17 protein-coding genes are annotated in these 22,174 nt (G+C 64.9%); 8 read left to right on the forward strand and 9 right to left on the reverse strand.

The window, feature by feature from the left end; all coding sequences use genetic code 11:
• The first annotated feature begins 30 nt into the window (after positions 1-30).
• The 6 genes from AC1DVI_RS11195 to AC1DVI_RS11220 all read left to right on the forward strand — a co-directional run bounded on the left by AC1DVI_RS11195 (position 31) and on the right by AC1DVI_RS11220 (position 5,534).
• The gene (locus AC1DVI_RS11195; protein ID WP_476958035.1) at positions 31-813 is read left to right on the forward strand and encodes a short-chain dehydrogenase/reductase; all 783 of its coding nucleotides are present in this window, start codon (positions 31-33) and stop codon (positions 811-813) included.
• A 79-nt stretch (positions 814-892) separates the two neighbouring features.
• Positions 893-2,080, forward strand: coding sequence for an ABC transporter substrate-binding protein (locus AC1DVI_RS11200; RefSeq protein WP_476958036.1), 1,188 nt, complete (start codon positions 893-895; stop codon positions 2,078-2,080).
• A gap of 66 nt (positions 2,081-2,146) precedes the next feature.
• On the forward strand, positions 2,147-3,025 hold the full coding sequence (locus AC1DVI_RS11205; protein WP_014241452.1) for a branched-chain amino acid ABC transporter permease: 879 nt from the start codon (positions 2,147-2,149) through the stop codon (positions 3,023-3,025).
• A 4-nt stretch (positions 3,026-3,029) separates the two neighbouring features.
• Entirely contained in the window at positions 3,030-4,058 is a 1,029-nt protein-coding gene (locus AC1DVI_RS11210) for a branched-chain amino acid ABC transporter permease (RefSeq protein ID WP_476958037.1), read from the forward strand.
• Entirely contained in the window at positions 4,058-4,837 is a 780-nt protein-coding gene (locus AC1DVI_RS11215) for an ABC transporter ATP-binding protein (protein ID WP_476958038.1), read from the forward strand. The genes AC1DVI_RS11210 and AC1DVI_RS11215 overlap by 1 nt, the downstream gene beginning before the upstream one ends.
• Positions 4,821-5,534, forward strand: a complete 714-nt coding sequence (locus AC1DVI_RS11220) for an ABC transporter ATP-binding protein (protein WP_476958039.1) — start codon at positions 4,821-4,823, stop codon at positions 5,532-5,534. Before AC1DVI_RS11215 ends, AC1DVI_RS11220 begins: the two co-directional genes overlap by 17 nt.
• Before the next feature lie 128 nt (positions 5,535-5,662).
• Here AC1DVI_RS11220 and AC1DVI_RS11225 read toward each other — a convergent pair whose 3' ends face one another.
• The gene (locus tag AC1DVI_RS11225) at positions 5,663-6,259 is read right to left on the reverse strand and encodes a transposase (protein WP_476958040.1); all 597 of its coding nucleotides are present in this window, start codon (positions 6,257-6,259) and stop codon (positions 5,663-5,665) included.
• Positions 6,260-6,610: 351 nt separating this feature from the next.
• Between AC1DVI_RS11225 and AC1DVI_RS11230 the strand changes: the two genes are divergently transcribed.
• A complete protein-coding gene (locus AC1DVI_RS11230; protein ID WP_476958041.1) occupies positions 6,611-6,823 on the forward strand; it encodes a hypothetical protein in 213 nt (70 codons plus the stop codon).
• Positions 6,824-7,159: 336 nt separating this feature from the next.
• A complete protein-coding gene (locus AC1DVI_RS11235) occupies positions 7,160-10,753 on the forward strand; it encodes an AAA family ATPase (protein ID WP_476958042.1) in 3,594 nt (1,197 codons plus the stop codon).
• A gap of 10 nt (positions 10,754-10,763) precedes the next feature.
• Here the strand turns inward: AC1DVI_RS11235 and AC1DVI_RS11240 are convergent, their stop codons facing one another.
• The 8 genes from AC1DVI_RS11240 to AC1DVI_RS11275 all read right to left on the reverse strand — a co-directional run bounded on the left by AC1DVI_RS11240 (position 10,764) and on the right by AC1DVI_RS11275 (position 21,993).
• Entirely contained in the window at positions 10,764-12,455 is a 1,692-nt protein-coding gene (locus AC1DVI_RS11240) for an SIR2 family protein (protein WP_476958043.1), read from the reverse strand.
• A gap of 18 nt (positions 12,456-12,473) precedes the next feature.
• Positions 12,474-13,583, reverse strand: coding sequence for an inositol-3-phosphate synthase (locus AC1DVI_RS11245; protein ID WP_476958044.1), 1,110 nt, complete (start codon positions 13,581-13,583; stop codon positions 12,474-12,476).
• A gap of 22 nt (positions 13,584-13,605) precedes the next feature.
• On the reverse strand, positions 13,606-14,625 hold the full coding sequence (locus AC1DVI_RS11250; RefSeq protein WP_476958045.1) for a GNAT family N-acetyltransferase: 1,020 nt from the start codon (positions 14,623-14,625) through the stop codon (positions 13,606-13,608).
• 10 nt (positions 14,626-14,635) lie between these two features.
• Complete coding sequence (locus tag AC1DVI_RS11255; protein WP_476958046.1) at positions 14,636-15,385, reverse strand: radical SAM/SPASM domain-containing protein; 750 nt, start codon at positions 15,383-15,385, stop codon at positions 14,636-14,638.
• A complete protein-coding gene (locus tag AC1DVI_RS11260; RefSeq protein ID WP_476958047.1) occupies positions 15,382-16,740 on the reverse strand; it encodes a DegT/DnrJ/EryC1/StrS family aminotransferase in 1,359 nt (452 codons plus the stop codon). The genes AC1DVI_RS11255 and AC1DVI_RS11260 overlap by 4 nt, the downstream gene beginning before the upstream one ends.
• An 18-nt stretch (positions 16,741-16,758) precedes the next feature.
• Complete coding sequence (locus tag AC1DVI_RS11265; RefSeq protein WP_476958048.1) at positions 16,759-17,742, reverse strand: tyrosine-type recombinase/integrase; 984 nt, start codon at positions 17,740-17,742, stop codon at positions 16,759-16,761.
• A gap of 2,339 nt (positions 17,743-20,081) precedes the next feature.
• Positions 20,082-20,993 carry a ParB/RepB/Spo0J family partition protein gene (locus AC1DVI_RS11270; protein WP_476958049.1) on the reverse strand — a complete coding sequence of 304 codons (912 nt, stop codon included), beginning with the start codon at positions 20,991-20,993 and terminating at the stop codon, positions 20,082-20,084.
• Positions 20,983-21,993, reverse strand: coding sequence for a ParA family protein (locus AC1DVI_RS11275; protein ID WP_476958050.1), 1,011 nt, complete (start codon positions 21,991-21,993; stop codon positions 20,983-20,985). Before AC1DVI_RS11275 ends, AC1DVI_RS11270 begins: the two co-directional genes overlap by 11 nt.
• Between the last annotated feature and the right edge of the window lie 181 nt (positions 21,994-22,174).

Here is a 22,174-nt window from a genome sequence, read left to right on the forward strand (position 1 = left end):
GCATGGAAGGACGGACATGGAAGGACTGACATGGATCTCGACCTGAAAGGCAAGCGCGCGGTGGTCACCGGGGCCAGCAAGGGCATCGGCCGCGCCGTCGCCGAATCCCTCGCCGGGGAAGGCTGCGACGTCACGCTGGTGGCCCGCGGGTCCGCGGAACTGGAGGAGCTGGCGGCAACCCTGTCGGCGCGCTTCGGCGTCGCGGCGGCGGCGGTGCCCACGGACATGGCCGACGAGCGGGCCCGGCAGGCCCTGGCGGCGGACTGGGCCGGCGCCGACATCCTGGTCAACAACGCCGGCGCCATTCCGGGCGGCGAGATCGGCGAGGTCTCCGACGAGGTGTGGCGCGGTGCCTGGGAGCTGAAGGTGTTCGGCTACATCGCGCTGTGCCGGCTGTTCTACGCCGCCATGAGCGAGCGCGGCCGCGGCGTCATCGTCAACGTCATCGGCACCGCCGGCGAACGGCCCAACGCCGCCTACATCGCCGGCACCACCGGCAACGCCGCCCTGATGGCCTTCACACGGGCGCTCGGCGCGCGGGCGCCGGACGCCGGGTTGCGGGTGGTCGGCGTCAACCCCGGCATGACCGCCACCGACCGCGCCGTGACGATGATGCGGACCTTCAGCGCGCAGAGGCACGGCGACGCCGAGCGCTGGCCGGAGGTGGAAAGCGCCCTCGGCCTGCCGTTCGGACGGATGGGCACCCCGCGCGAGGTGGCCGACGTGGTGACGTTCCTGGCCTCGCCGCGGGCCGGCTACGTCAGCGGCACCATCGTGACGGTGGACGGAGGGGCCAGCAACCGCAGCGCCTGAACGGAACCGGACGACGACGCGGCAGGACCGCACACAGGACAGCGCCCGGAAAAGGGCCAACGAAATGGGAGGAAGGCACATGCGCACGCTCACGATGACCGGCTTGGCCACGATGACCGGCTTGGCGTCGGTCGCAGCCCTGTCGCTGATGGCGGCGCCGGCCGCCTTGGCCGAGACCGGCGTCACCGCCGACACCATCGTCATCGGCGGCATGGGCGGGCTCACCGGCCCCTCCGCCGGGCTCATCATCCCGCAGCTCAACGGGGTGCAGGCGGTGTTCGAGGAGGCCAACGCCGCCGGCGGCATCCATGGCCGTAAGATCGTCTATACCAAGCAGGACGACGAGTGCCTTCCCAGCCGGGGCGTCGGCGCGGTCAAGAAGCTGATCCACGAGGAGAAGCCCTTCATGATCGTCGGCGGCGGCTGCTCCAACGCCGCCATCGCGCAGAAGCCCGAGGTCATCGAGGCGAAGATCCCCTGGGTGATCGTCGCCTCCACCGCCGACTCCCTGACCGAACCGGTCAACCCGTACGTCTTCACGACCATGTCGGCCGCCTGGATGGAGGTCTACGGCCAGCTCCAACTCGCCCTCGACCAGGGCAAGAAGCGCATCGCCGTGGTCTGGCAGCCGGACGCCTGGGGCAAGGCGCGCCTCGATCCGATGAAGGAGGCCTTCAAGGCCAAGGGCATCGAGCCGGTTTCCATCCAGGAGATCGCCGTCGAGCCGACCGACACCACGCCCACCGTCCTGCAGATCCAGGCCACCAAGCCGGACGCCGTGCTGCTGCTGCTGTTCCCCAAGGCGGCGGTGCCGTTCCTGCGCGACGCCTACAAGGTGGGGCTCCAGCCGCTGATGGTCGGGGGATCGCCGCTCGGCGAGATCGACGTGCTGGCCAAGGGCGTCGGCTCGCCCGATTCCGTGAAGAATCTCCGCGCCGTCACCGCCGCCGGCTACGGCGTCGACGACCCGCAGGTGGCGAAGTGGAAGGGCATCGTCGAAAAGCGGTTCGGCGACCGCTTCAACGTCCTGCACATGTACGGCATCTCCGCCGGGCAGTTCGCGGTCGAGGCGCTCAAGCAGGCCGGTCCGGAGCCGACGCGGGAGAAGATCCTCCAGGTCATGTCGAACTTGACGGTGAAGACCGACACCTACGCCGGTCCGCTGGAGTGCAAGCCCACCGACCATCAGTGCCACAAGGCGCTGGGCATCTTCGCCTTCCAGGACGGCCGCGTCACCGGCATCGGCGTCACCAAGCCGACCCGCTGATTCCGCATCCCCTGCGCCGGCTCCCCAAGGGGACCGGCGCAGCCCTCCAGAGAAAGGAGCCCGGCGGTGCTGCTCGCCTACGCCTTGTCCTCGGGGATCACCAGCGGCGCGCTCTACGCGCTCGTCGCGGTCGGCCTCGTGCTCTGCTACCGGACCACCGGACACATCAACTTCTCGCACGGCGAGCTGTTCATGATCGGCGGCTTCCTCGCCTTCACCCTGCATGTGATGTGGGAGTTGCCCTACATCGTGGCGCTGCTGGGCGCGGTGGCCGGCTCGTTCGTGCTGGGCGTGCTCACCGACCGCGTCGTCTACCAGCCGCTGATCAAGGCGCCGCCGATCGCCATGGTCATGGCGACGGTCGGGCTGTCCTTCGTGCTGAAGGGGATCGGCCGCCACTTCTGGGGCGGCCAGGGCGAGGTGGTGCCCTTTCCGCCGCTGGTCAGCCCGGCCCCGGTCCTCATCGGCGGCGTCGCCGTGTTCCCGCAGCAGCTCGTGGTCATCGCCAGCGTGGCGGTGTGCATGTTGCTGCTGACCCTGTTCTTCACCCGGACGCGGGCCGGCAAGATGATGCAGGCCACCGCCGAGAACGCGCACGCCGCCTACCTCGTCGGCATCCGCGTCGAGCGCGTCTACATGCTGACCTGGGGCGCCGGGGCGGCGCTCGCCGGGGTGGCCGCGGTCTTCGTGGCGCCGCTCACCCTGCTCACCCCGGACATCGGGCTCAGCCTGCTGCTGAAGGCGTTCGCCGCCACCATCCTGGGCGGGCTGGGCAGCATGACCGGCGCGGTCATCGGCGGGCTCCTGGTCGGCATCCTCGAAGCGCTCGCCGGCACCTACATCGCCAGCAGCATCCAGGACGTCTCGGCCTTCATCATCATCCTGGCCGTGCTGGTGTTCCGGCCGACCGGCCTGCTGGGCGCGCGCGCCCGACGGGAGGTGTAACGCGATGGTCACCCTGTCCAACGATCCCTCGGCCGAACCCTCGGCGCCCCGCGCCCTCAGGCGCCGCAACCTCGGCCGGCTGGTCGGCCGGCGCCCGGCGCTCGCCGTCGGCGTCCTGCTGTTCGCCGTGCTGCCGCTGGTGGCCAACCCCTATCAGGTCTATGTCGGCAACCTGGCGCTCATCTACGTGATCCTGGCCGTCGGCCTGAACATCCTGCTCGGCCTCGCCGGGCAGCTCTCCTTCGCCAACGGCGCCCTGTTCGGCGTCGGTGCCTACGCCACCGGCCTGCTGCGCCTCGACGCCGGCCTGCCCTTCTGGCTGGCCCTGCCCGCCGGCACCGCCATCACCGTGGCCATCGGGCTGGCGGTCGCGCTGCCGGCGCTGCGCCTGCGCGGGCTCTATCTGGCGCTTGCCACCATCGCCTTCGCGCAGTTCGCGTTGTGGACCTTCGTGCACTGGGACTCGGTGACCCACGGCACGGCGGGCTTCGTCATGGCGCCGGTCGACTTCACGGCGCTCGGCCTGCGCACCACCACGGGCATCTACTATCTGAGCCTCGTCCTCGCCGTCCTGCTGGTGGCCGCGGCGTACGGCGTCATGCGGTCGCGCATCGGCCGCGCCCTGGTGGCCCTGCGCGAGAGCGAGGTGGCGGCGGAATCCATCGCCGTGGACATCACCCGCACCAAGATCGTCGCCTACACGCTGACCGCCGTCTACGCCGGGGTGGCGGGCGGCCTGTTCGCCGGCCTGCTGAACGTGGTGGTGCCGGAATCCTTCAACCTGTTCCAGATCGTCCTGCAGTTCTGCATGGTCGTCGTCGGCGGCCTCGGCTCGATCGCCGGGTCGGCGATCGCCGCCGTGCTGCTGATCGGCATGCAGGAAGGGCTGCGCGGCATGCAGGATCTGCAGGAGATCGGCCTCGGCCTGCTGCTGCTGGGCATGCTGCTGTTCGCGCCGGGCGGCCTCGTGCAGGCGCTGCGGCGCTGGCTGCCGGGGTGGACGGAACCGCACAGCCGAGGGGGGGACGACTGATGGCCGAACTCAGCATCGAACGCCTGTCGCTGTCGTTCGGCGGTCTCGCCGCGCTCAGCGACGTGGACATCGCGGTGCCGGCCGGCGAGATCCGCGGCATCATCGGCCCGAACGGCGCCGGCAAGACGACCCTGCTCAACGTGATCTCCGGCCTGGTGCGTCCGACCGAGGGCGAAATCCGCCTGGACGGCCAGCCGCTCACCCGCCTCAAGGCCAGCGAGGTGGCCGCCCGCGGCGTCGGGCGCACCTTCCAGACGTCGCTCCTCTTCAAGGGGATGACGGTGCTGGAGAACGTCATGGCGGGGATGCACCAGGGACTGCGCGCCTCGGTTCTGGCCGCCGCCGTCGGCCTGCCCGGCGTGCTGCGCGAGGAGCGGCAGGCCCGCGAGCGGGCGCGCGAGGCGCTGGCCTTCGTCGGGATGCTGTCCTTCGCCGAACGCGACGGCGCGTCGCTGTCGTTCGGCCAGCAGCGGCTGGTGGAGATCGCCCGCTCGCTGGTCGCCGAGCCCAAGGTGCTGCTGCTGGACGAGCCGGCGGTCGGCCTCAGCCCGCCGCGCGTCGCAGAGCTGGACGAACTGCTGCGCCGCATCCGCGACAAGCGTGGCATCACCATCATCATGGTGGAGCACGTCATCCGCCTGGTGATGGGCGTGTGCGACCGCATCACCGTTCTGAACTCGGGCCGGAAGATCGCCGACGGCACACCGGACGTCATCCTCGCCGACCCGTTCGTCAAGGAAGCCTATCTTGGAAAGAGCCCCGATGCTGACCGTGCGTAACCTTAGCGTCTGGTACGGCCTCAGCGAGGTCCTGCGCGACGTCTCCTTCTCGGTCCCGCGCGGCGAGGTCGTCGCGCTGCTCGGCGGCAACGGCGCCGGCAAGACGACGCTGCTGAAGGCGCTGAGCGGCTTGGTCAAGCCGCGTGGCGGCGCGGTGGAGTTCGACGAGCGGCCGATCGCCGGCCTGCACCCGCACGACATCGTCACCAAGGGCGTGATCCAGGTGCCGCAGGGCCGCTTCGTCTGGCCGAGCATGACGGTCGCCGACAACCTCGCCCTCGGCGCCGCGGCGCGCCACGACAAGGCCGGCATCGCCGCCGACCTGGAGCGCGTCTACGACTTCTTCCCCCGCCTGCGCGAGCGGCGGACCGTGCCGGCGGGCACCATGAGCGGCGGCGAGCAGCAGATGGTGGCGATCGGACGCGCGCTGATGGCGCGGCCGCGAATCCTGCTGATGGACGAGCCCTCGCACGGCCTGTCCCCGCGGCTGGTCCAGGAGATGATCGAGGTGATCCGGCGGCTCAACGAGGAGGGCATGACCATTTTCCTCATCGAGCAGAACATCGGCGTCCCGGCCGCGGTTGCCGGAACCACCTACGTGCTCGCCAACGGAGCGATCGCCTTCCAGACCCACGGCTCGAAGGTCGCCGACGACCCGGAGGTGCTGAGCAGCTACCTCGGCGGCGGCCGCCATTGAGCCGCGCGGTGAGCGTCACCCGGAACCGGTTCTTCCGCATTTTGGGGTGACGGCACGGAAGTTCGAATTTGCGCGTTTCAGGACCGCCTCCTCGCTTGGGAACCGGTTCACAAGTCCGGCAGGCACCGTCAAGTCCACGGTGGCGGGAAGGGGTGCGGGTACCGGGTTTGCCATGGCGATGCCTCGTGATTGTCAGGCGTCACCTGAAACTGGGTCACCCGCGTCTTGGCGCGTGGTTGGCCGTCCAGCCAACGCACGATCCACGCGACGTTCATTGCGGTCACGATGAAGGCCTGCTGGAGCGCCGTTTTCGCCGGTTCGATGTCGCGGCATCGGCGCATTATGAAACCCTGCGAGAGCGTGCCCTCCACGCCGGCCCGGACGTGATAGCGCTCCTTCCAAACCGGATCGTCCATCCGCGCCCAGGCGGCATTGAGCGCCTCACACTCTTCGCGAGGATGGAAGAACACATTCCGGCACGCCTCCTTCACCGGCGTGCGGAGGGGATGGGCTCGACAATCGGAACGACTGAACACGGCGTTGATCCGTGGCTTGTCCACCTCGGCACGGCCAAGGCGCCAAGTGACGGACGCCTTGCCCTGCTCATGCTCCCAATCGATCACGAAATGGGACAGGCCGCAACCCTGCCCCGCGCGGGCTTGCCAACTCGACACTCTGCGTACCGGCCCCTCCAATGGGACGGCGCGATCCCGCCAACTGCTCACCGCTCAGGTTCTCCACGAACTGGAAGATCGTGATCGGTGCCGACCGCCAGGGCGCCAGACACGGTTGCCCACGGTTCGGATAGAAGGATTGGAAATCCTCGTCACGGTAAAGGGCACTGAACTCGTCACGCAGCCCCATGAACACCGCTCCTTTGGGAAAAGTGGCACAGGCAGCACGAGTCGTCTCGATGGGATCCCCGCCAACCGGGGCCGGATGCAGACACATGCGGAGCCCTCCCCTGCTGGATGAAGGCTCGACAATCGCCGACGGTATCCAGGTGATGTCGGTAAGCCAGACCTGCTTCGGAGCGGCGGGCGCAGAGTTTCGGTCCAGCAGGTTGGGGGATCGGCGTGAAGCAGCTGGTCCGCGGCCGCAACGGCGTGTTCATCGCCACCAAGATCGCACGGGTGGTGGAACGCTCACTGTCTTTGCCCTTCCGCTACCTCCGATTGAACGTCATCGTCGATCAAACCAAGGCCCACCTCATCGCCTTCGTCAAGATCGCGCTCGTCTCCATCCTGTCCAGGCGTCTGCGGCTGACCACTCGGGATATCTGCGCCTGACGCCTACAAACAGATACTGAATGCCTTTCAAACTCGGCCGACACTTCATTCGTACAAAAATAGTTTTTCCAAAACACTGGAGCCAATTTCAGAAACGCTCATCGACTCTGCAACGCCGCACAATCCCAAGAAGACAATGTATTGGCTCGCCATCAACATACCGGCGCATGCGCTTCATGAATCTGGACTCGGGGTTGCATTTGTTATATTCCTTTCGTATCGAAGGTTCTCCGGTCGCTCGACTTATGTCGCCCGGCAGGCAAACCCCACCGACTTCGTTAGATAACTACTAATTATTCTACTCGTGTTCGAGTGCTGGTTATCATGGATAAGGATATGCGTCTGCAGGCCGCAAGGTTCGAGCAGTTCGTTCGCGGTGTGTTGATTTGGCGGTTCAGGGAGCACGGTTGCACCGTCAAGCCGGTGGAGCGGCGTGGCGGGGAAACGACACACAAGGCGCTGTTCGATGGCGGACGGGATTTGGAACTTGCAACCAGGGAAACAATTGCGGACGGATGTTCCTTCTTTGGAATCCCACTGAAACCAAATTCTCGCTATGCCATAGAAGTGAAGTTCACGCAGACGCAACGGGGTAACATCGAACACGATCGCATCGCCCCGAATCTTTCCCAGATCCATGGAAAGTTCCAGGGAATCGCCGTAATTACAAATGGATACATGCCAACGAGCGCGCACTGGACCGCTCATAATTGCTTTGACCGAGAAGACAGGATGCAGCTCACCATTGTGGATGGGCAAACCCTGCGTGCTTTTCTTGCAGACGCCGGCTTGTCGTGGCCGACCGATATTCCATACTACGGTCCTGTCCGTACCCTCCTGGACGGCATCGCTTACGACAGGTATGTCGAGCCAAGCGGCGATCCGGAAATCGCAAACATCTTCTTGAGCTTATACAACCGGACAAATATGCCGCGCTCCGTGGAGCTGTGCGTCCAGACGGACAGCCGATGGTCGGTAGTCGAAGGCGACAGGCTGGACCGGGTTTCCGTCGATGTTGCCAGTTTCCTGGCGGCGCAGCCCATCGGCGTCCGGCCGGAGGTGATCGCCCCCTTCTCGTCCCGCAGCTTCCGGTTCTGTGCCCGGCTCATCGTCCGGCGGGCACAAGGCTCGCAGGAACCACGGACCGACAGACGCGACCGCCCTCATGACCTGCTGAAGGCCATCGCGACCCTGGGGCTGCAGTGCGCGTCGGGCCGGCAAATCAGGCGCGTCCTGTACAGGAGCAAAACGTCCGCACAGATCATCTACCGATCCCCGTTCATCGGGAAGGGGCATATCAAAGCGCGGGATCAGGTTCTGGAATGCATGAGTTCCGCCGCTGAGAAGGAAGCCGGTCGAACGATCGTCCTGATCGGCGGTGAGGCGGGTGTGGGCAAGAGCCGGATCATCAGCGAGGCAATGGAGAAATATCGAGGCGACGCCTTGCTGTTTTGCCGCTGCACCGTCGCCACCGACGGTACCGTGGCCGGGGCCGCAGTCGAGACGTTGCGCAGCCAGCTTTCCAATCTCTATTCCGCAGGCATGGAGCCGCACTGGCTGACGAGAGCCACCTGCCTGGAGCATATTCTGCTCGGCCTCGAAGCCGAACCGGCGGACGCATCCTATCGCTTGTCCTATCTGACTCCCGTCCTCATCGTCGAGGACATGCACAACGCCTCGAGGCGTCTGTGCCGGCTGCTGCGGCGGATCGCCCTGAAGAAGGCGTGCGCCGACAGCCGCTATGTCCTCCTCCTTGCCGGCCGTAACGACGACAGTTTCGCGAACGCCTCCTACCTGGAAATGGAAACCATCCTTGCGTCGACCGGCGCCACTGTCTGTCGGGTCGAGGCGCTGAAAGACCATGAGCCGGGCGAGTTGGTGCGGACCCTGATCGAGGGAATCGACGAGACCGCCACCGCCCGCATCCTCGCGCTTTCAGGCACTACGCCGAACGCCATCATCCAATGCATGGAGTATCTGCTGGATGCCACCCTCATCAGCATCGCGTCCAGCGGAACCCTGTCGATAACCCACCCGCCCTCGTTCCTGGCACGGCTCCAGGAACTTCCAACCTCGATGAAGCGGCTCTACGCAAAGCGCTTCCAGCTGCTGGGCCACTGGACCCATGGCAGGGAGGCCCAGGAGGCGCTGCTGGCGGCGACCTTCTTTGGGACCAATCCACCGGCCGAGGTCTGCGGACCGTCCACATCCCCCCAAGCGGCGGCCGTGCGAGAGGAGCTGAAACGTCGGCGGCTGCTGGCGGAGCCGCCGATGGCAAGCCGCGAATCGGCCCCGGCCCCCGGACCGGCGCTGGCATGGAGCCATGAGTCGATCCTGCTGTTCTTCAGCAACCTGTTGCGCGACACCATCCAGGAGGTTCCCGCATCCTCATCCGAGATCGCGGCCATCCTCGCGCGTTTTCCGGCAACCGCACGACGGCTCCGCCACGATCGGCCGCTGTTCGATGCGCTTCCACCGCTGGTCCAGGGAGCCGTGGCGGTGTTGGCTGACGACCGCGAGACGGCCTACCAGCGCTTTGCCCCGATGCTGGATACCGTGCGCCGGATAGAAAGCTTCTCCACCATAACCATCCCCACCGACTACTACGATGCGATCGATTACGCGATCCGGCTGGTGCGGACCGGGTCCGACCCCGTCCCCCGGCTTCTCTCCCGGCTGATCCCCGCGAAGGCCTACATCGGCGCATTCCACAAGGCGTTGCCCTATGCTCTGCTCGCGGATCGGTTCGGGAAGCGGCTGCTCGACGGCAATTGCCTCACCGGTCCCGAAGGGGAATGGTGCCGGTTCTGGCTCGACACCCTGACCGCGCACGTCCTGATGGACGCGGGCCAGTCGGGCGAGGCGCTTCGACGGTATCATGAGCTTCAGATCCTGGTGCGCGTTCTTCCCGAGATACGGAGTGACCAGCGGCTGTCGTTCGAGATCCACAACGCATTGCGGCTCCTCCACACCTACACCAACTTTCGCAACCTGGCCGAGCTGCATGGCCGCATAGCCGAAGAGGCGGCGTTGGCATGCGATGCCGAGGCTATTGGCACGTCCGCCGGCCGGGCGGAGGCGGAGCGGGGCCGCGCCCAGGAACTGTTTGGCATGGGCTTGGGCGACGAGGCATTGCGGTTCTTCCTTCCCAACCCCGACCACTGCCTCGAGCTCAACCGCATGGGGTTCCGGGCCAGTTGCAAGGGCCGCACGGAGCGGCACAAGCGGCACGGAATCGCCAGTCTCATCGCCTGCAAACTCAAGGCACGGGGCCTCGGCGGAGCCGGTCGCAACGCCGGGGATCACCGGAAGTGGCTGCGTTGCCAGGCAACGGTCATTGCCCGGCTGGTGGAGCAATGCAGAAATGCGAGATATCGTTCGATCCTGCCGCGCCTTCACTTGTTGCAAGCCACCATCGCCTATCTGCAGGGCGTGGCGGCGGAAGCGCCGGGCACCACCAACGCCAACGCCACGGCGTTCTTCGATGCCGCGCAGGCTTTCAGTGACGACGGCAAAGCCTCCTGTATCGACAATGCCATCGGCTACATCCATTGGCAGCTCCACAATCTGGACGCCGTGATCGCCAAACGCCGGGGTGAGGACACGCAGGCCGTGAAATCACTGCGTTCGGCGGTGGACAGCATGATGGGAGAAGGCCTCGGCTTCATGGGCGACGACGCCGTGATCAGTCCTGGGCCGGTCATCCTGGCCAATGTCATCAAGGCCCAGTTGGAAGTGGATGCCCGAATCCGGGAGACGCTCGGCAGGCTTCGCGGCTTCCACCCCTACTGCTGGAACCGGGACGAGGACTTTCTTGAAATCCAGAAGCACGCGGAGCGATACCACCACATCATCCGCAGCGTCCCGAGCAAGCCGCCCGGCCTGATCATCGACAAACCGACGAAGCTCGCCGTGGTCTGCTGGTTCTGACCGTGGCGGGTCACACGGCGGTGGGATCGGCGATGCCGCCGCAGGCCTCGCGGAACGTTTGGTTCCATGCGAGAACCGACACCGGCATCCTGTCCTCCATCACGGCTGCAAGTTGAGGAATGAGGTTGTGAAGCGGGTGTCCGCCGTTTCCGAAGGAAGAGGCGGACAAAGCAGCCTTCACATTGTTCTCGTACCGATAGTTGTGCGGCCTCACACCGTTCCTCACGTTCTTGCCGATCCGTCGCAGGAGTTCGGATGCCCTTCTTTTGTCATACAGGTGCGCCAGTTCATAAAAATCGGCCTCCAGGCAATTTACATCCGAAAGAGGGTAACCGCGCGCGCGCTTGAGCCAATAGGTGGCATCCTTTATTCTATCCGCTGAGAACAAATATCCAGAAATATTAACGATGGAATTGTAGTCCATTGGATTGAGCGTGATCGCTCTGTTAAGGTATTCTTCCGGCCCAATGGATTTTATATACTGAGGATGTTGGATCAGGAAAGAAGCGTACATCGCGTTAGCGCGTGCATTTTCTTGATCGAGACGCAGCGCCCATCGATAGTGAAAATTTGCTTTATCAAGGTCGATGTTATGGTCAAAGAAGATGTGTGCACAGTACATTCTGAAAGGACTTATCACCGCGAAAATGTGCATTCTTTTTTCTATTATCAATTTTGCATTATCAAGATCGCCAGCTCGTGCAAATCCAAGCGCCTTATGCAGAACGTGGAACCAATCCTGAAACCGATTCGACAAATGAACGACATCCTCATTTTTTCTCTTTTTGTCTTGCAGCCTCTCGAAAAAATAATCGTGATAGCTGTCAATGTGATCCATCAGGCGGCAAGGTGATGGGTGTCGGACCTCGGTGAACCTGAGAATTTTCGCCATCAGATCGTCAAATGTGACGGAATCGACATGATAGACCGTCGCGCCTTTAAAAGCTGCCTCCATCTCGGGTCCTGGAGGATTCGGATTGATCCAGAAGATGCGAGAGAAATCCCTTTCCTGAATGCATCTGGCGATCAAGGACGCGGCTCCGGAGTCATGGCCGCTGTATCCAATGATTATGAGATCACTGTTGTGTATAATTTTTGAAATACGAGATTGAACATCGGGTGAGAGCGATTTTGTTGAGGGGCCGTCAGTATATGGCAGAAACCGATAATCGCCATGCAGCTTTATGATGCATCGAGACGAGGTCGAATAGTCGATCAGCGCGTCATGCGACACAACCACAGGCACAACCGGCGTGTGGATCAGAAAAGCCCGTTCCAGCAAGTCATCGAAGTTGGTCGTGAGAACGACCGGCGACAGCTGTTCATCCCGGCAACTCCACTGCGTGCTCTTGTGGATGAGTATGGCCAGGGCGATATAACCGAAGCTGGGCCTGGCATCGCGCATGATGCGGGCCAGCTCCTGCTGCTTGAGCATTTCGTTCAAGCCGAACTTGGCCTCGACAATCTTGTTGTAGAACGCGCCTGCGCATTCGTCGGAATAGTCCGGCACCAACTGCCTCTGGTCGTCATCCATGCCGTCCCACCACATGCGCGCCAAGCCGGCTGCCCCCTGGATGCCGGAGCTGATGGAGCAACCAGCCCCCAGGAAAAATGTGAGCTTCGGCGGATGATCGCGGCCGGATTGCTCCGTTTTGCAGATATGCCTGAGGAAGCTTTCGACGCTCATCTTCTGCAGCGGCATGAGGGACTCCTCCTCGATTCAGGGTCTTTCGAGACGCGCAATGAAGTCTTCGCAACGCTCCCGGGCGACGGCATCCGGGAGCTGCACGGGCGGAGATTTCATCAAGTAGGCGCTCACCTCCTCCAGCGGACCGGCAATGCCACGGCGCAATGCGAGGGCGGCGCAACGGACGGCGTCGATCACCACCCCGGCGCTGTTCGGCGAGTCCTGCACCGACAGGCGCAGTTCGACCTCGACAGGTTGACCACCGAAGCCGCGCCCTTCCATGCGCAGAAAGCACACCTTGTTGTCCTTCTGCCACGGCACATAATCCGAGGGGCCGATGTGCACGTCCTCCGGCGCAAGGGGAACGTCAAGTTGCGATTGGACCGCCTGGGTTTTCGAACGCTTTTTCGAGGTCAGGCGGTCGCGCGCCAACATGTTCAGAAAGTCAGTGTTGCCGCCGGTGTTCAACTGATAGGTGTGAGCCAGCACGATGCCCCGGTCGGCGAACAGGCGTGTCAGGACGCGGTGGACGATGGTGGCTCCCAACTGGCTTTTGACGTCGTCGCCGATGACCGGAAGTCCGGCGGCCTGGAAGCGCCCGGCCCAATTGGGATCGCTCGCGATAAAGGACGGGACGCAGTTGACCAGGGCGCATCCGGCATCCAGACAAGCCTGGGCATAGGCGGCGGTGGCACGGTCTGCCCCCACCGGCAGATAGCTGACCAGCACCTCCGTTCCGGTATCGCGCAGTGTCCGCGCGAGATCGGCGGGTTCGGCCTGCGCCTCGCGGACGGCGAGATGGTCCGGATAGTCCATCATGTGCGGGGCCACCCCGTCGAGCACCGGCCCCATGCTCACGGTCACGCCACCCGGCAGCGGACCGGACCAGAAGCGTGCGGCACAGTTGGGCAGCGCCAGCAGCGCCTCGCCGAGTGGACGGCCAACCTTCCTCGCATCGACGTCGAAGGCGGCGACCACCTCTATGTCGGCGCAGGAGATTCCGCCGATGCGCTCATGCATGAGGCCCTCCGCGGCGGCACCGTCATGCCCATAGGCGCACAGGCCCTGCACCAGTGCGCTCGCGCAATTGCCGATCCCCGCGATTGCCAGGCGCACGGGCGCCTCGGGGATAAGGGAAGTCATGGCGTTATCTCCGGAAAGGAAATCATGAGACGCCGAACTCTGCCGGGACGACAAGGGATCGGGATGGTGCCGCGATGGAAAGTACGCCTTCCACCACCGGCACCACATGGGTGTGCAGGCGGCGTTTGTATTCGAAGTCTTCCTTGCCGAGGTCGATCTCGTGGAGGCCCAGCCCCGGTGCCGCCTTGATCATCTCGACCAGCATCACGTTGCCCGGCGAATAGCGGGCGAAGCCATCGTCATAGACCGTCGTCCAGTAATGCCACACCGCGCGCGAGCGCATCCCGATGTGCATGGCGAGCGGCCGTCCGGCAGCACGGAGCACCGACAGCATGCCGGCAAATCCCGGCGTCTGCGTGTCGAGCAGCCGGTGCATCAGCCGGTGCTCCCAACAGGTGGAGAAACGACCCGGCCAGCCGCTGCGCGCCCACTGGGCGGATTTGCGGGCCAGCAGGCCGTCCAACAGATCATGGTCGCCGACATGGGCGTCGAAGGTCACCGGGCCGAGTTCACGCTCCATCATACGCAGCTTTCGGCGCGTCTCGGCGACCGGACGATGCTTTCCATCGCGCAGCCAAGTGTCGTAAACGGCGAAACCCTGCGACAGGTCGATGGACCAGGATACGTCGCGCCGTTGTATGTAAGGCGCAAATGGAGTTTGCACGGCCAAGAGATGATCAAAGCGCCATTGCTCCAGACCCAGCCCTGCCAGCAGCCCCTCCACCGTCCAGTCCACCCCGCGCCGGGCGATGACGGCCTGATAGTCGCAGAAGACGGACCCCACTGGCCGCGCCTTCCCGGGACCCTCCAACTCGTAGGGGAACACGCCGACGAGCGCGCCGTTCTCCCAAATCAGGCCGACCATCACTCCATCCACGCATTGCGCCACGAGGCGGACATATCCCGGCGTGAAGAACGGGCTGGCGTAGACCGGTTCGTCGGCAAGAATGGCTTCCCAGCCGGCGAGTTCCTCGGGGCTGAGGTCGAGAGCGGAGCGGACGGTGATGGTGAGCGGTGCCGATGGACTGCGGGACTTGGTCATGGCCCCTCCGTCAGATGCCCGTATCGGGAAGGGGATGCAGGCGATTGTCGCACGCGGTGCAGATGCCCCCGGCTCCGGCCCGGTCGCCCGCCTCAAGCCGGCGGCGGACATCCTGGAAGCCTCGCGAAAACCAGACATCGGCGAGACGGGTGTCGCGCAGATCGCCCATCACATGGCGCGACGCGGCATCCTCGTGACACAGCACGACCTGCCCCGTGTAGCGGATCGTCATCATCTCGCCGGGGGCATAGCATGGCAGGGTCCAGGCGCGGTCGTTGCCGTCGACGATTCCGCCACGCCCTGAAAGCATGAAATCCCCAGGGCGTTGCACCGTCTGGAAGGGCCGCTCGGGGAAGTCGCCACCATCGTGGCGTGTGACCAGGAAATGATCAATGCCGGCGGAAAGCAGCCTTCCATGGCGACGGTCGTCGAGCAGGTCACCGTTGGTGTAGAGAACGAAGTAGGCGAACGGCAGACGCCCGCGCGCATGCTCCACCAGGACATCGAGGTCCTTGCGCAGCAATGGCTCGTTGTAGAGATGGAAGCCGAGACGCCCGGAAAAGCCGACCTCCGCAAGCTGCCCGATGATGGAGTCGAAGAGGGCGCGCTCCATCCGCTGCTCCGGACCACGATACCAATCGAATGCCTGTGGGCAATAGCCGCAGCGCCGATTGCAGCGTCGGCTCACCTCGATCTCGACGACCGAGAACCAGGCGTCCGTCTCCCGCGCTCCGCAGCGGTCCGTCATGGCGACGCTCACGTGCGGAACGCCTGGGCGCCGTGGCTCGGTCGCCGGGACAGGTCTTCGAGGGCATCGGCATTGCGGTGGATCTTGCGCAGTGCGGTGGCGATGGTCTGCACGTCGATTTCCCCGCCCATCAGGCAGGGGTGCGGCAGGGCCACGGAAGAACGCCAGACGGCTTCGGCCTGGGGCAGCGAGAAGCGTCCTGGTCGGAAAAGCTCGACCGCATCGGCATTGCGCGCCACCAGGGGTGAGGTTTCCGGCCGGTAGAGCGGCGACCGGTTCAGGGGCCAGTCGAGCGGTTCCACCGGCAGCCTGAGTTCGGCGGTCAACGCCCGCGCAAGCAACTCCGGGCCGATCCTCAGGAGGCGCTCTTCTTCGATGCGCAACGGGATCTTATAAAATGTCGCGCCGTCGCGAGGGTCCAAACGGTCCCGCACCACGCTGACCCATCCCAACCCGCCGACGGCCTCTTCCAGCACGGTCGCCATCCGGAGCCGGTGCGCATTCTCCACATCGAGCCGCCCCAGTCCCTCCTGCAGCAGGACCGCCTGGAATTCCGACAAGCAGAGGTTGCGACCGAGGATTTCGCCGCAAGCGACCAGTTCGCTGAAGGCCGGGGCCATCGGGGCCGGTCCGGCATAGGCGCGCCCATCCGCTCTCAGTTGCTGCATACGCTGGAAAAGCCGGTCGTCGTCGGTGACGGCGATACCACCCTCGCCGGCGGTCAAGAGTTTCGATTGTTGAAAGCTGAAGATCGAAATGCTGCCGAATGTTCCCGCGCGCCTGTTACCGATCGTCGCTCCATGCGCCTGGGAGGCGTCTTCGATCAACGACAAGTTGTGGCTGGCGCAGAGCGTCTCGAGAGCCGGCAGGTCGGCGCGCGAGGCGTACATATGGACGCCCAGCACGGCCCTGGTCCTGGCACCGAGCCCGGCCTCAATGGCCGCGATGGACGCGCAGAGGGAATCGGGATCGACGTCGACCAGCACTGGGATGCCGCCGAGATTGACCACAGCGGACGCGCAGGCGACCCAGGTTAGCCCGGGCACCACCACCTCGTCGCCCGGTCCGATCCCCAGCGCCTGCAAGGCGATCGTCAGCGCCGCGGTCCCCGAACTGCAGGAAACGCCGTACCGACGCCCTACGAAGCCGGCGAAGCTTTCCGCAAAGAGCCTTTCCTGAGACGGCATGACCGATGACCGTCCAGACAGGGTCCATTTGCCCGAATGCAGAACATTCAACAGGCCCCGCTGGGCGATACGCCCTGCCCTTGGCCAAGTCGGCCATTGACCGACATGGACCGGCGGTCCGCCAAGAATGGCGAGCGGCTCCCGATCCTGATCGACACAACCATCCGCGAGCCGTTCCATGACACCGATAATTAGTAGTTATCGACCTCCCTTCATGCGGGCAGCGGCCCGACCGATGGCCGCCTTCAGGCTCGTATCGGTGACCGCGGTGTAGATCTCCGTGGTTGAGATGCTCTGGTGCCCGAGCAGCCTCTGGACAAGGCGAATATCGAGGCCGTTCTCCAGCAGGCGCGTTGCCGCGGTGTGGCGCAGCATGTGTGGAGTGATCCGGCGGGAGATGCCGGCTTCTTGCGCCGTGTCGCGCAGGAGGGACCGTACGAACTGCGTCGTGCCAGGGACGCCAGACGCCGTCACGACGAACCCGTCGTGCGCACCGCGCCGTGCAGCGGTGGCAGCGCGGTAGGCCGAAACCAGAGCCGCCGTTTCGTCATCAGGCAGAAAGACCCGGCGTTGCCGGCTGCCCTTGCCCATAATCGTGATAACACGCTCGATCAGATCGATGTCCGCCACGCTGATGCTCACCAGTTCGCCGACGCGCAGGCCCGTGCACAGCAAGACCTCCAGCACGACCAGCGCCGTAAACGCATTGGGATCGGTGCGCTTGGCGACCCGCAACGCCTTGGCTTCGGTGATGCGCCCGGACAGGCCCACCCGCTCCAGGGCGGTGCGGCGCAACCGTCGAACCTCGTCCTCGGTCAGATTGCGCGGTAAGCGCTTGGGCAGGCGGATGCGCACGTCCAACCGATGGAAGGGGCTGATCGGAATCGCCTCGTCCAGCTCCAGCCAGCGGAACATCACCTTCAGGCAAGCCATTCGGCGTTTGACGCTGGTCTCTTTCAGCCGCCGGGTTTCGAACAAGTGGCTCAGGTAACGGCGCAGTTGCTGGCGGTCGATGGCGGCGATATCGGATTCGGGGCTGACAAACCGCTCGAATTCCTTCAGGTCGATGCCATAGGCCCGCAGGCTGTGCGCCGACAGGTTCTTGGCCACCCGGCAATGGGCAAGGAAATCGACACAGGCGCGAGCGACGTTCATGAACGGCCATCCGATGGCACGGGGCATGGCTGTGCGTCCTTGTCCGGCGAGGCGCGCCTCACTCGGCATACGTCCGCGTGCCGTTGACGCCCATGTGATTAGATTACGAATGAATTTTGCGCAAGGCCAAGCTGACGCTTTGAGCCCTCTCATCCTTGACTGTGGTGCAGGGAGGGGTCGCGCCGCCTACCCGGAGGACTGCTCGCTTCGGTCACGCAATCGTTCGCGTGTTCGGTCGGCTTCGGCCGAGAGCCGCACGGCCTTGTCGGCCTGGTGAAGCAGGGCGGAGAGCGCTGGCGACAGCCCTCAAGAATGTTGGACAGGTGGCCCGACCACGTCGGAGGTGCAGCGATTCCGCAAACGCCGCCCCCGCGAGATGGATCGCAAGCGCCTGCGGCAGCACCGTCCGCCAGCCAGCGATCACGTTTCTGAACGAGCTGTCGGAGCCTCGACGCCGCAAGATGCCGATGGAGTTCCGGTACTGTCTGACCGGCCAGTTCCGCCAGAAGCGGAAGCTCGCCCCCCTCCCCTTCCAGAACCTTGCCGTCGAAGGAACAGACAAGCGCACAAGCCTTGGCCGCGTGCAGCAGTGCATGGTCCTTGTCCAGGGCTGCTGGGCGCAGACGGTGGGAGAGCCCACGCTTGGGCAGGCGGGCTTGGGCAGGCGGGCGACGCTTTCGCCGCGCCCGATGGTAACGGCTAGCGCGAGCACCAGCCGGTCGTGGCCGACCAGTCAGTGTAGAGCTGCCAGTCGTTCCGCCGGCTGGCCCTGAGGCACATCACCGTTGGCACCCACCGGAACACAGACCCGGTTGCTCTGATAACGGACGGGGGTCATGCGGCAGGGGGATATGCGCCGCCTCAGCGCTTCCGCCACCTTAGCGGCGGCCTCGGCGTGCTCGGACAGCCCCGTCGAGGACAGGCGCGGACAACGGCCGATTCGGTCGAGCAGAACGGAGCCCACACCGAACAGGCCGCGCAGCTCCGGAACGGAGCTCCACATGGGCATGCCGCTGTGCAGAAGACTGACAAATGGTCGGCCGCACCGCGACATCGAGCGGCGGTTCGGGCATCGGAACCGGCGCGGTGCGATATCGCACCCTACCCTCCTTCTTCAGATTGGAAGTCAACACCCTGGTACCGGCGGCCACGCGAATTCCCGTTTCGTATCGCCGGTATAGGACTGCCCGCCGGCCCATCGTGTTTCGGTGAGGATCAGAGTGACGAAGCGCGGACTGTTCCCGCCCGCCGCGTTGATTTCGATCTGTGGCAGGAAGTCCCAACAGGTCAGCGGCCCGGTGCCGAGCCGTGCGTACGGTGGCCGCCGAGCGGGACGTGGGCCCAACGGGGCCTATGGCGCGTCGGCCACGCGTCGTCCCGCTCCGCCGGCGCTCCCAGCCGGAAACGGGGATACGTACCGGATCCTTCCCCTCCCCTGCCCTCGCCTCCTCATGCCGGCCGCGATAAGCGTCGAGGCGCCAACCTCCACCGCCCCGTTCCTGACGTTCGTCAAACAGGTTTTCCTCGCCGCCTTGAAGCCGGACAAAACCGCCGCCGTGGCTGTCCGCTTCCTGCCGCGCCTCTCACCCGCCCCCTCCCCATCGAGCCGGGCTGGTCCAAGCTCAAGGCCGTCTTGCGAACATAGAGCCTGTTGATCCTTGAGCCATTCAGAGGCAGCGGCGAGACAGAGCACGCCATGACGGAGTTTGCCGTTTTCTCGTAGCGGGCGGCGATGGCCCGCCACCCCTTGATTTTGGCCCACAGGCGCTCGATGATGTTGCGGTTGTTGTAGATCCGGGCCGGAACAGCTGGGCGAGCGCCAAGATCCCAGACGTGTTGGCGCAGCGCATCTGATGCGTACTCGGGTTGGCAACGATCCCGGCGGGAATGTCGGGCTGAACCTCCAGCAGACCCGAGGCGAGCGGCAGTTCGTGGGCTTGCCCCGGTGCCAGGGCAAAGCCGAGCGTGTGTCCAGCGTCTCCACAATCATGCAGGCCTTCGTACCATAGCCGCCACGAGAGCGGCCAAGGCCCCCACGCAGGTCTCGCTGTGCCCCGGATAACTCCCTTTCTGGGCGCCACCGCAACCTTGGGATGTGCCCAGATCGCGGTGCCACCCAGGAGCGTCGTGCCGAGCGCGACGTCGCGCGCGACCGGCGCCCGCCTCTCGCGGGAACAGAGTTCCCGCTGGCGGCAGGCGGATGCCATCGGCATCCGCTGAGAGCCGGCGAATGAGGCGATCTGAGTCTAAAGCGAACAAAAGTTCGCTTTAAGTGCGAGCATCAAGGCTGAGCTGTTTACCGAAAAGAAGGGAAGGGAAGGGCGCCAACACGAGTGGCCCCTGGTGCGATGTCGCACCATCGCGCGTCACTCCGCCAAAAGAGTGTCGATGCGTTCGCGAAGCTCCCTCAGAACGCCTCGCTGATCATCATCCAGGGATGCTCCCTGCTCCCGGACGGCGTCGATGGCCTTGAAGGTCTTCCGGACGCTGGTCACCATGCGGCTCACGACAGGGGCCGAGGTTCGGGAAAGCCCGCCGTCAGCTGCGCTGGCCTCCCCGCTGGCGCCCGCATCGACCGCAATCTCCTTCCGTGCGGACCGGAGCGCCGCAACGGTGGCGCCGCCCTTGGCCATTTCCCACATCCGAAGCTGAAGCGTCGGATCGTCAGCGTCCACCATTTCAAACAGCGCGGATTTGCCGATGCTCCGGCGATGCGCCGGGTATTCCTCAAGGATCGGAGAGGGCAGGGCGAGGATGCCAAGCGTCCGCGTCACTTCGGTTTTCCCAAGTCCGCTAGCGGCGGCAAGCTGCTCATGCGTGTAGCCGTGCTGCTCCCGCAGCGCAGCAAGCCCGGCGGCGGTTTCCACGGCATCGAGATCCTCGCGTTGCAGGTTCTCGACCAGCGCCAGTTCAGCGCCGTTCCCATCCTTGACCAACAGCGCGTAAATCGTGCTTTTGCCCGCCAACCGGGAGGCCCGGACGCGCCGCTCTCCCCAGACCAGCGTACAACGTCCGCCCTCGCCCTTACGGACGCCAATGGGTTGCCGGACGCCAACGCGGTGGATGGACTCGGCGAGCGCCTGCAACGCCACCTCGTCGAAATGCCGGCGCGGCTGGTGCGGGTTCGGGTCGATCCTGTCGAGGTCCAGTTCCACGACCTCGGGGTGATCCGCGGACACCCGGAAACGCGGGTCGCTCGACACGGCTTCGGACGCGCCGGTCACGGCCTTCGTCAGCATTTTCGACTTCGTCGCTTGGGCAAGAAGCTTATTGGACATGGGGCGTCTCCTCACGCTTGGCGCGCAGCGCGATGAGCGCATCCGCGACTTCCTGATAACTTTGGGCGCCGGGCGCCGTGGGGATCGCCTCCAGGGTCGGGCGACCGGCCGCCGATCCTTGCGGGTATTGGGTGGACGAGGGAACCGGGGAGAAAATGCGGGTCTTGGCGCCGTACAGATCGTGCAGTTGCGCCAGAGTCAGCCGGTCCATGGAATGGCGCTCCGCGTACATGGTCGGCAGGATGCCCAGCACTTCCACGCCCGGATTCACGCGACGGCGCACCTTGGTCAGGGTGTTGTCGATCAGCATCGGCACGCCAAGCGCGGCCATCGGTTCCGTCTGGACGGGTACCAGCACATAGTCGGAGCAGTTCAGCGCGTTGATGGTGACCTGCCCCAGGTTCGGAGGGCAATCCACCACGATGGCGTCATAAGCGGTGTCGATGTCGCCCAGTTTCTCGCGCAAGGCAAGATTGCTGTTGGGGTCCCCCGCCATCTCTCCATCGGCCTGGGACAGGGTCAGGCTCGACGGCAGCAGGTCGAACAGCCCACCGCAGACCGCGACGATGGTCTTCTCGATCGGGCGGTCCTTCAACAGCACATGGTAAAGCGTCGCCCCGTCACGGTCGAGCGCGTAGGCGTCGACGCCCAGATGCATGGTCGCGTTCGCCTGCGCGTCGGCATCGATCAGCAGCACCCTCATCCCCGCTTTCGCCAGCAGGAAGGCGAGGTTGACGGCGGTTGTCGTCTTCCCGACGCCGCCTTTCTGATTGGCGACGGATATCTTCGTCGCGGTCCGCGGAGAGCCGGGTCCGCCGCCGCCGACCGTTCCACTGGGAAGGCCCTTCGGTCCGGCGGTCATCTTGTCGCTGACGGATATCAACTGCGCGACGATCTGTGGAATCCGCTCGCTGCCATTCTCCCAGCGGCTGACCCTGTTTCGGTCGTAACGCCGACTGAGCTGGCCGTTCAGCCATTCCGCCATCTCTTGCTGACCCATGTTCCGGCCTTCGCGGAACGCCCGCAGTTGCTCACCCTTGATGGATATTGAAATCACGGCACCAACCCGTTCTGGGACTATCGGGGCCAACTTGTCGGCACGTGACAAAATCGTCAACTCGTCACGGTGACGTTGTTGGTGATTGCCCGCGCTCAAGCATGGAGTGCGCCATAATAGCCAC

The organism is Azospirillum sp. P4_B5 (assembly GCF_056402275.1).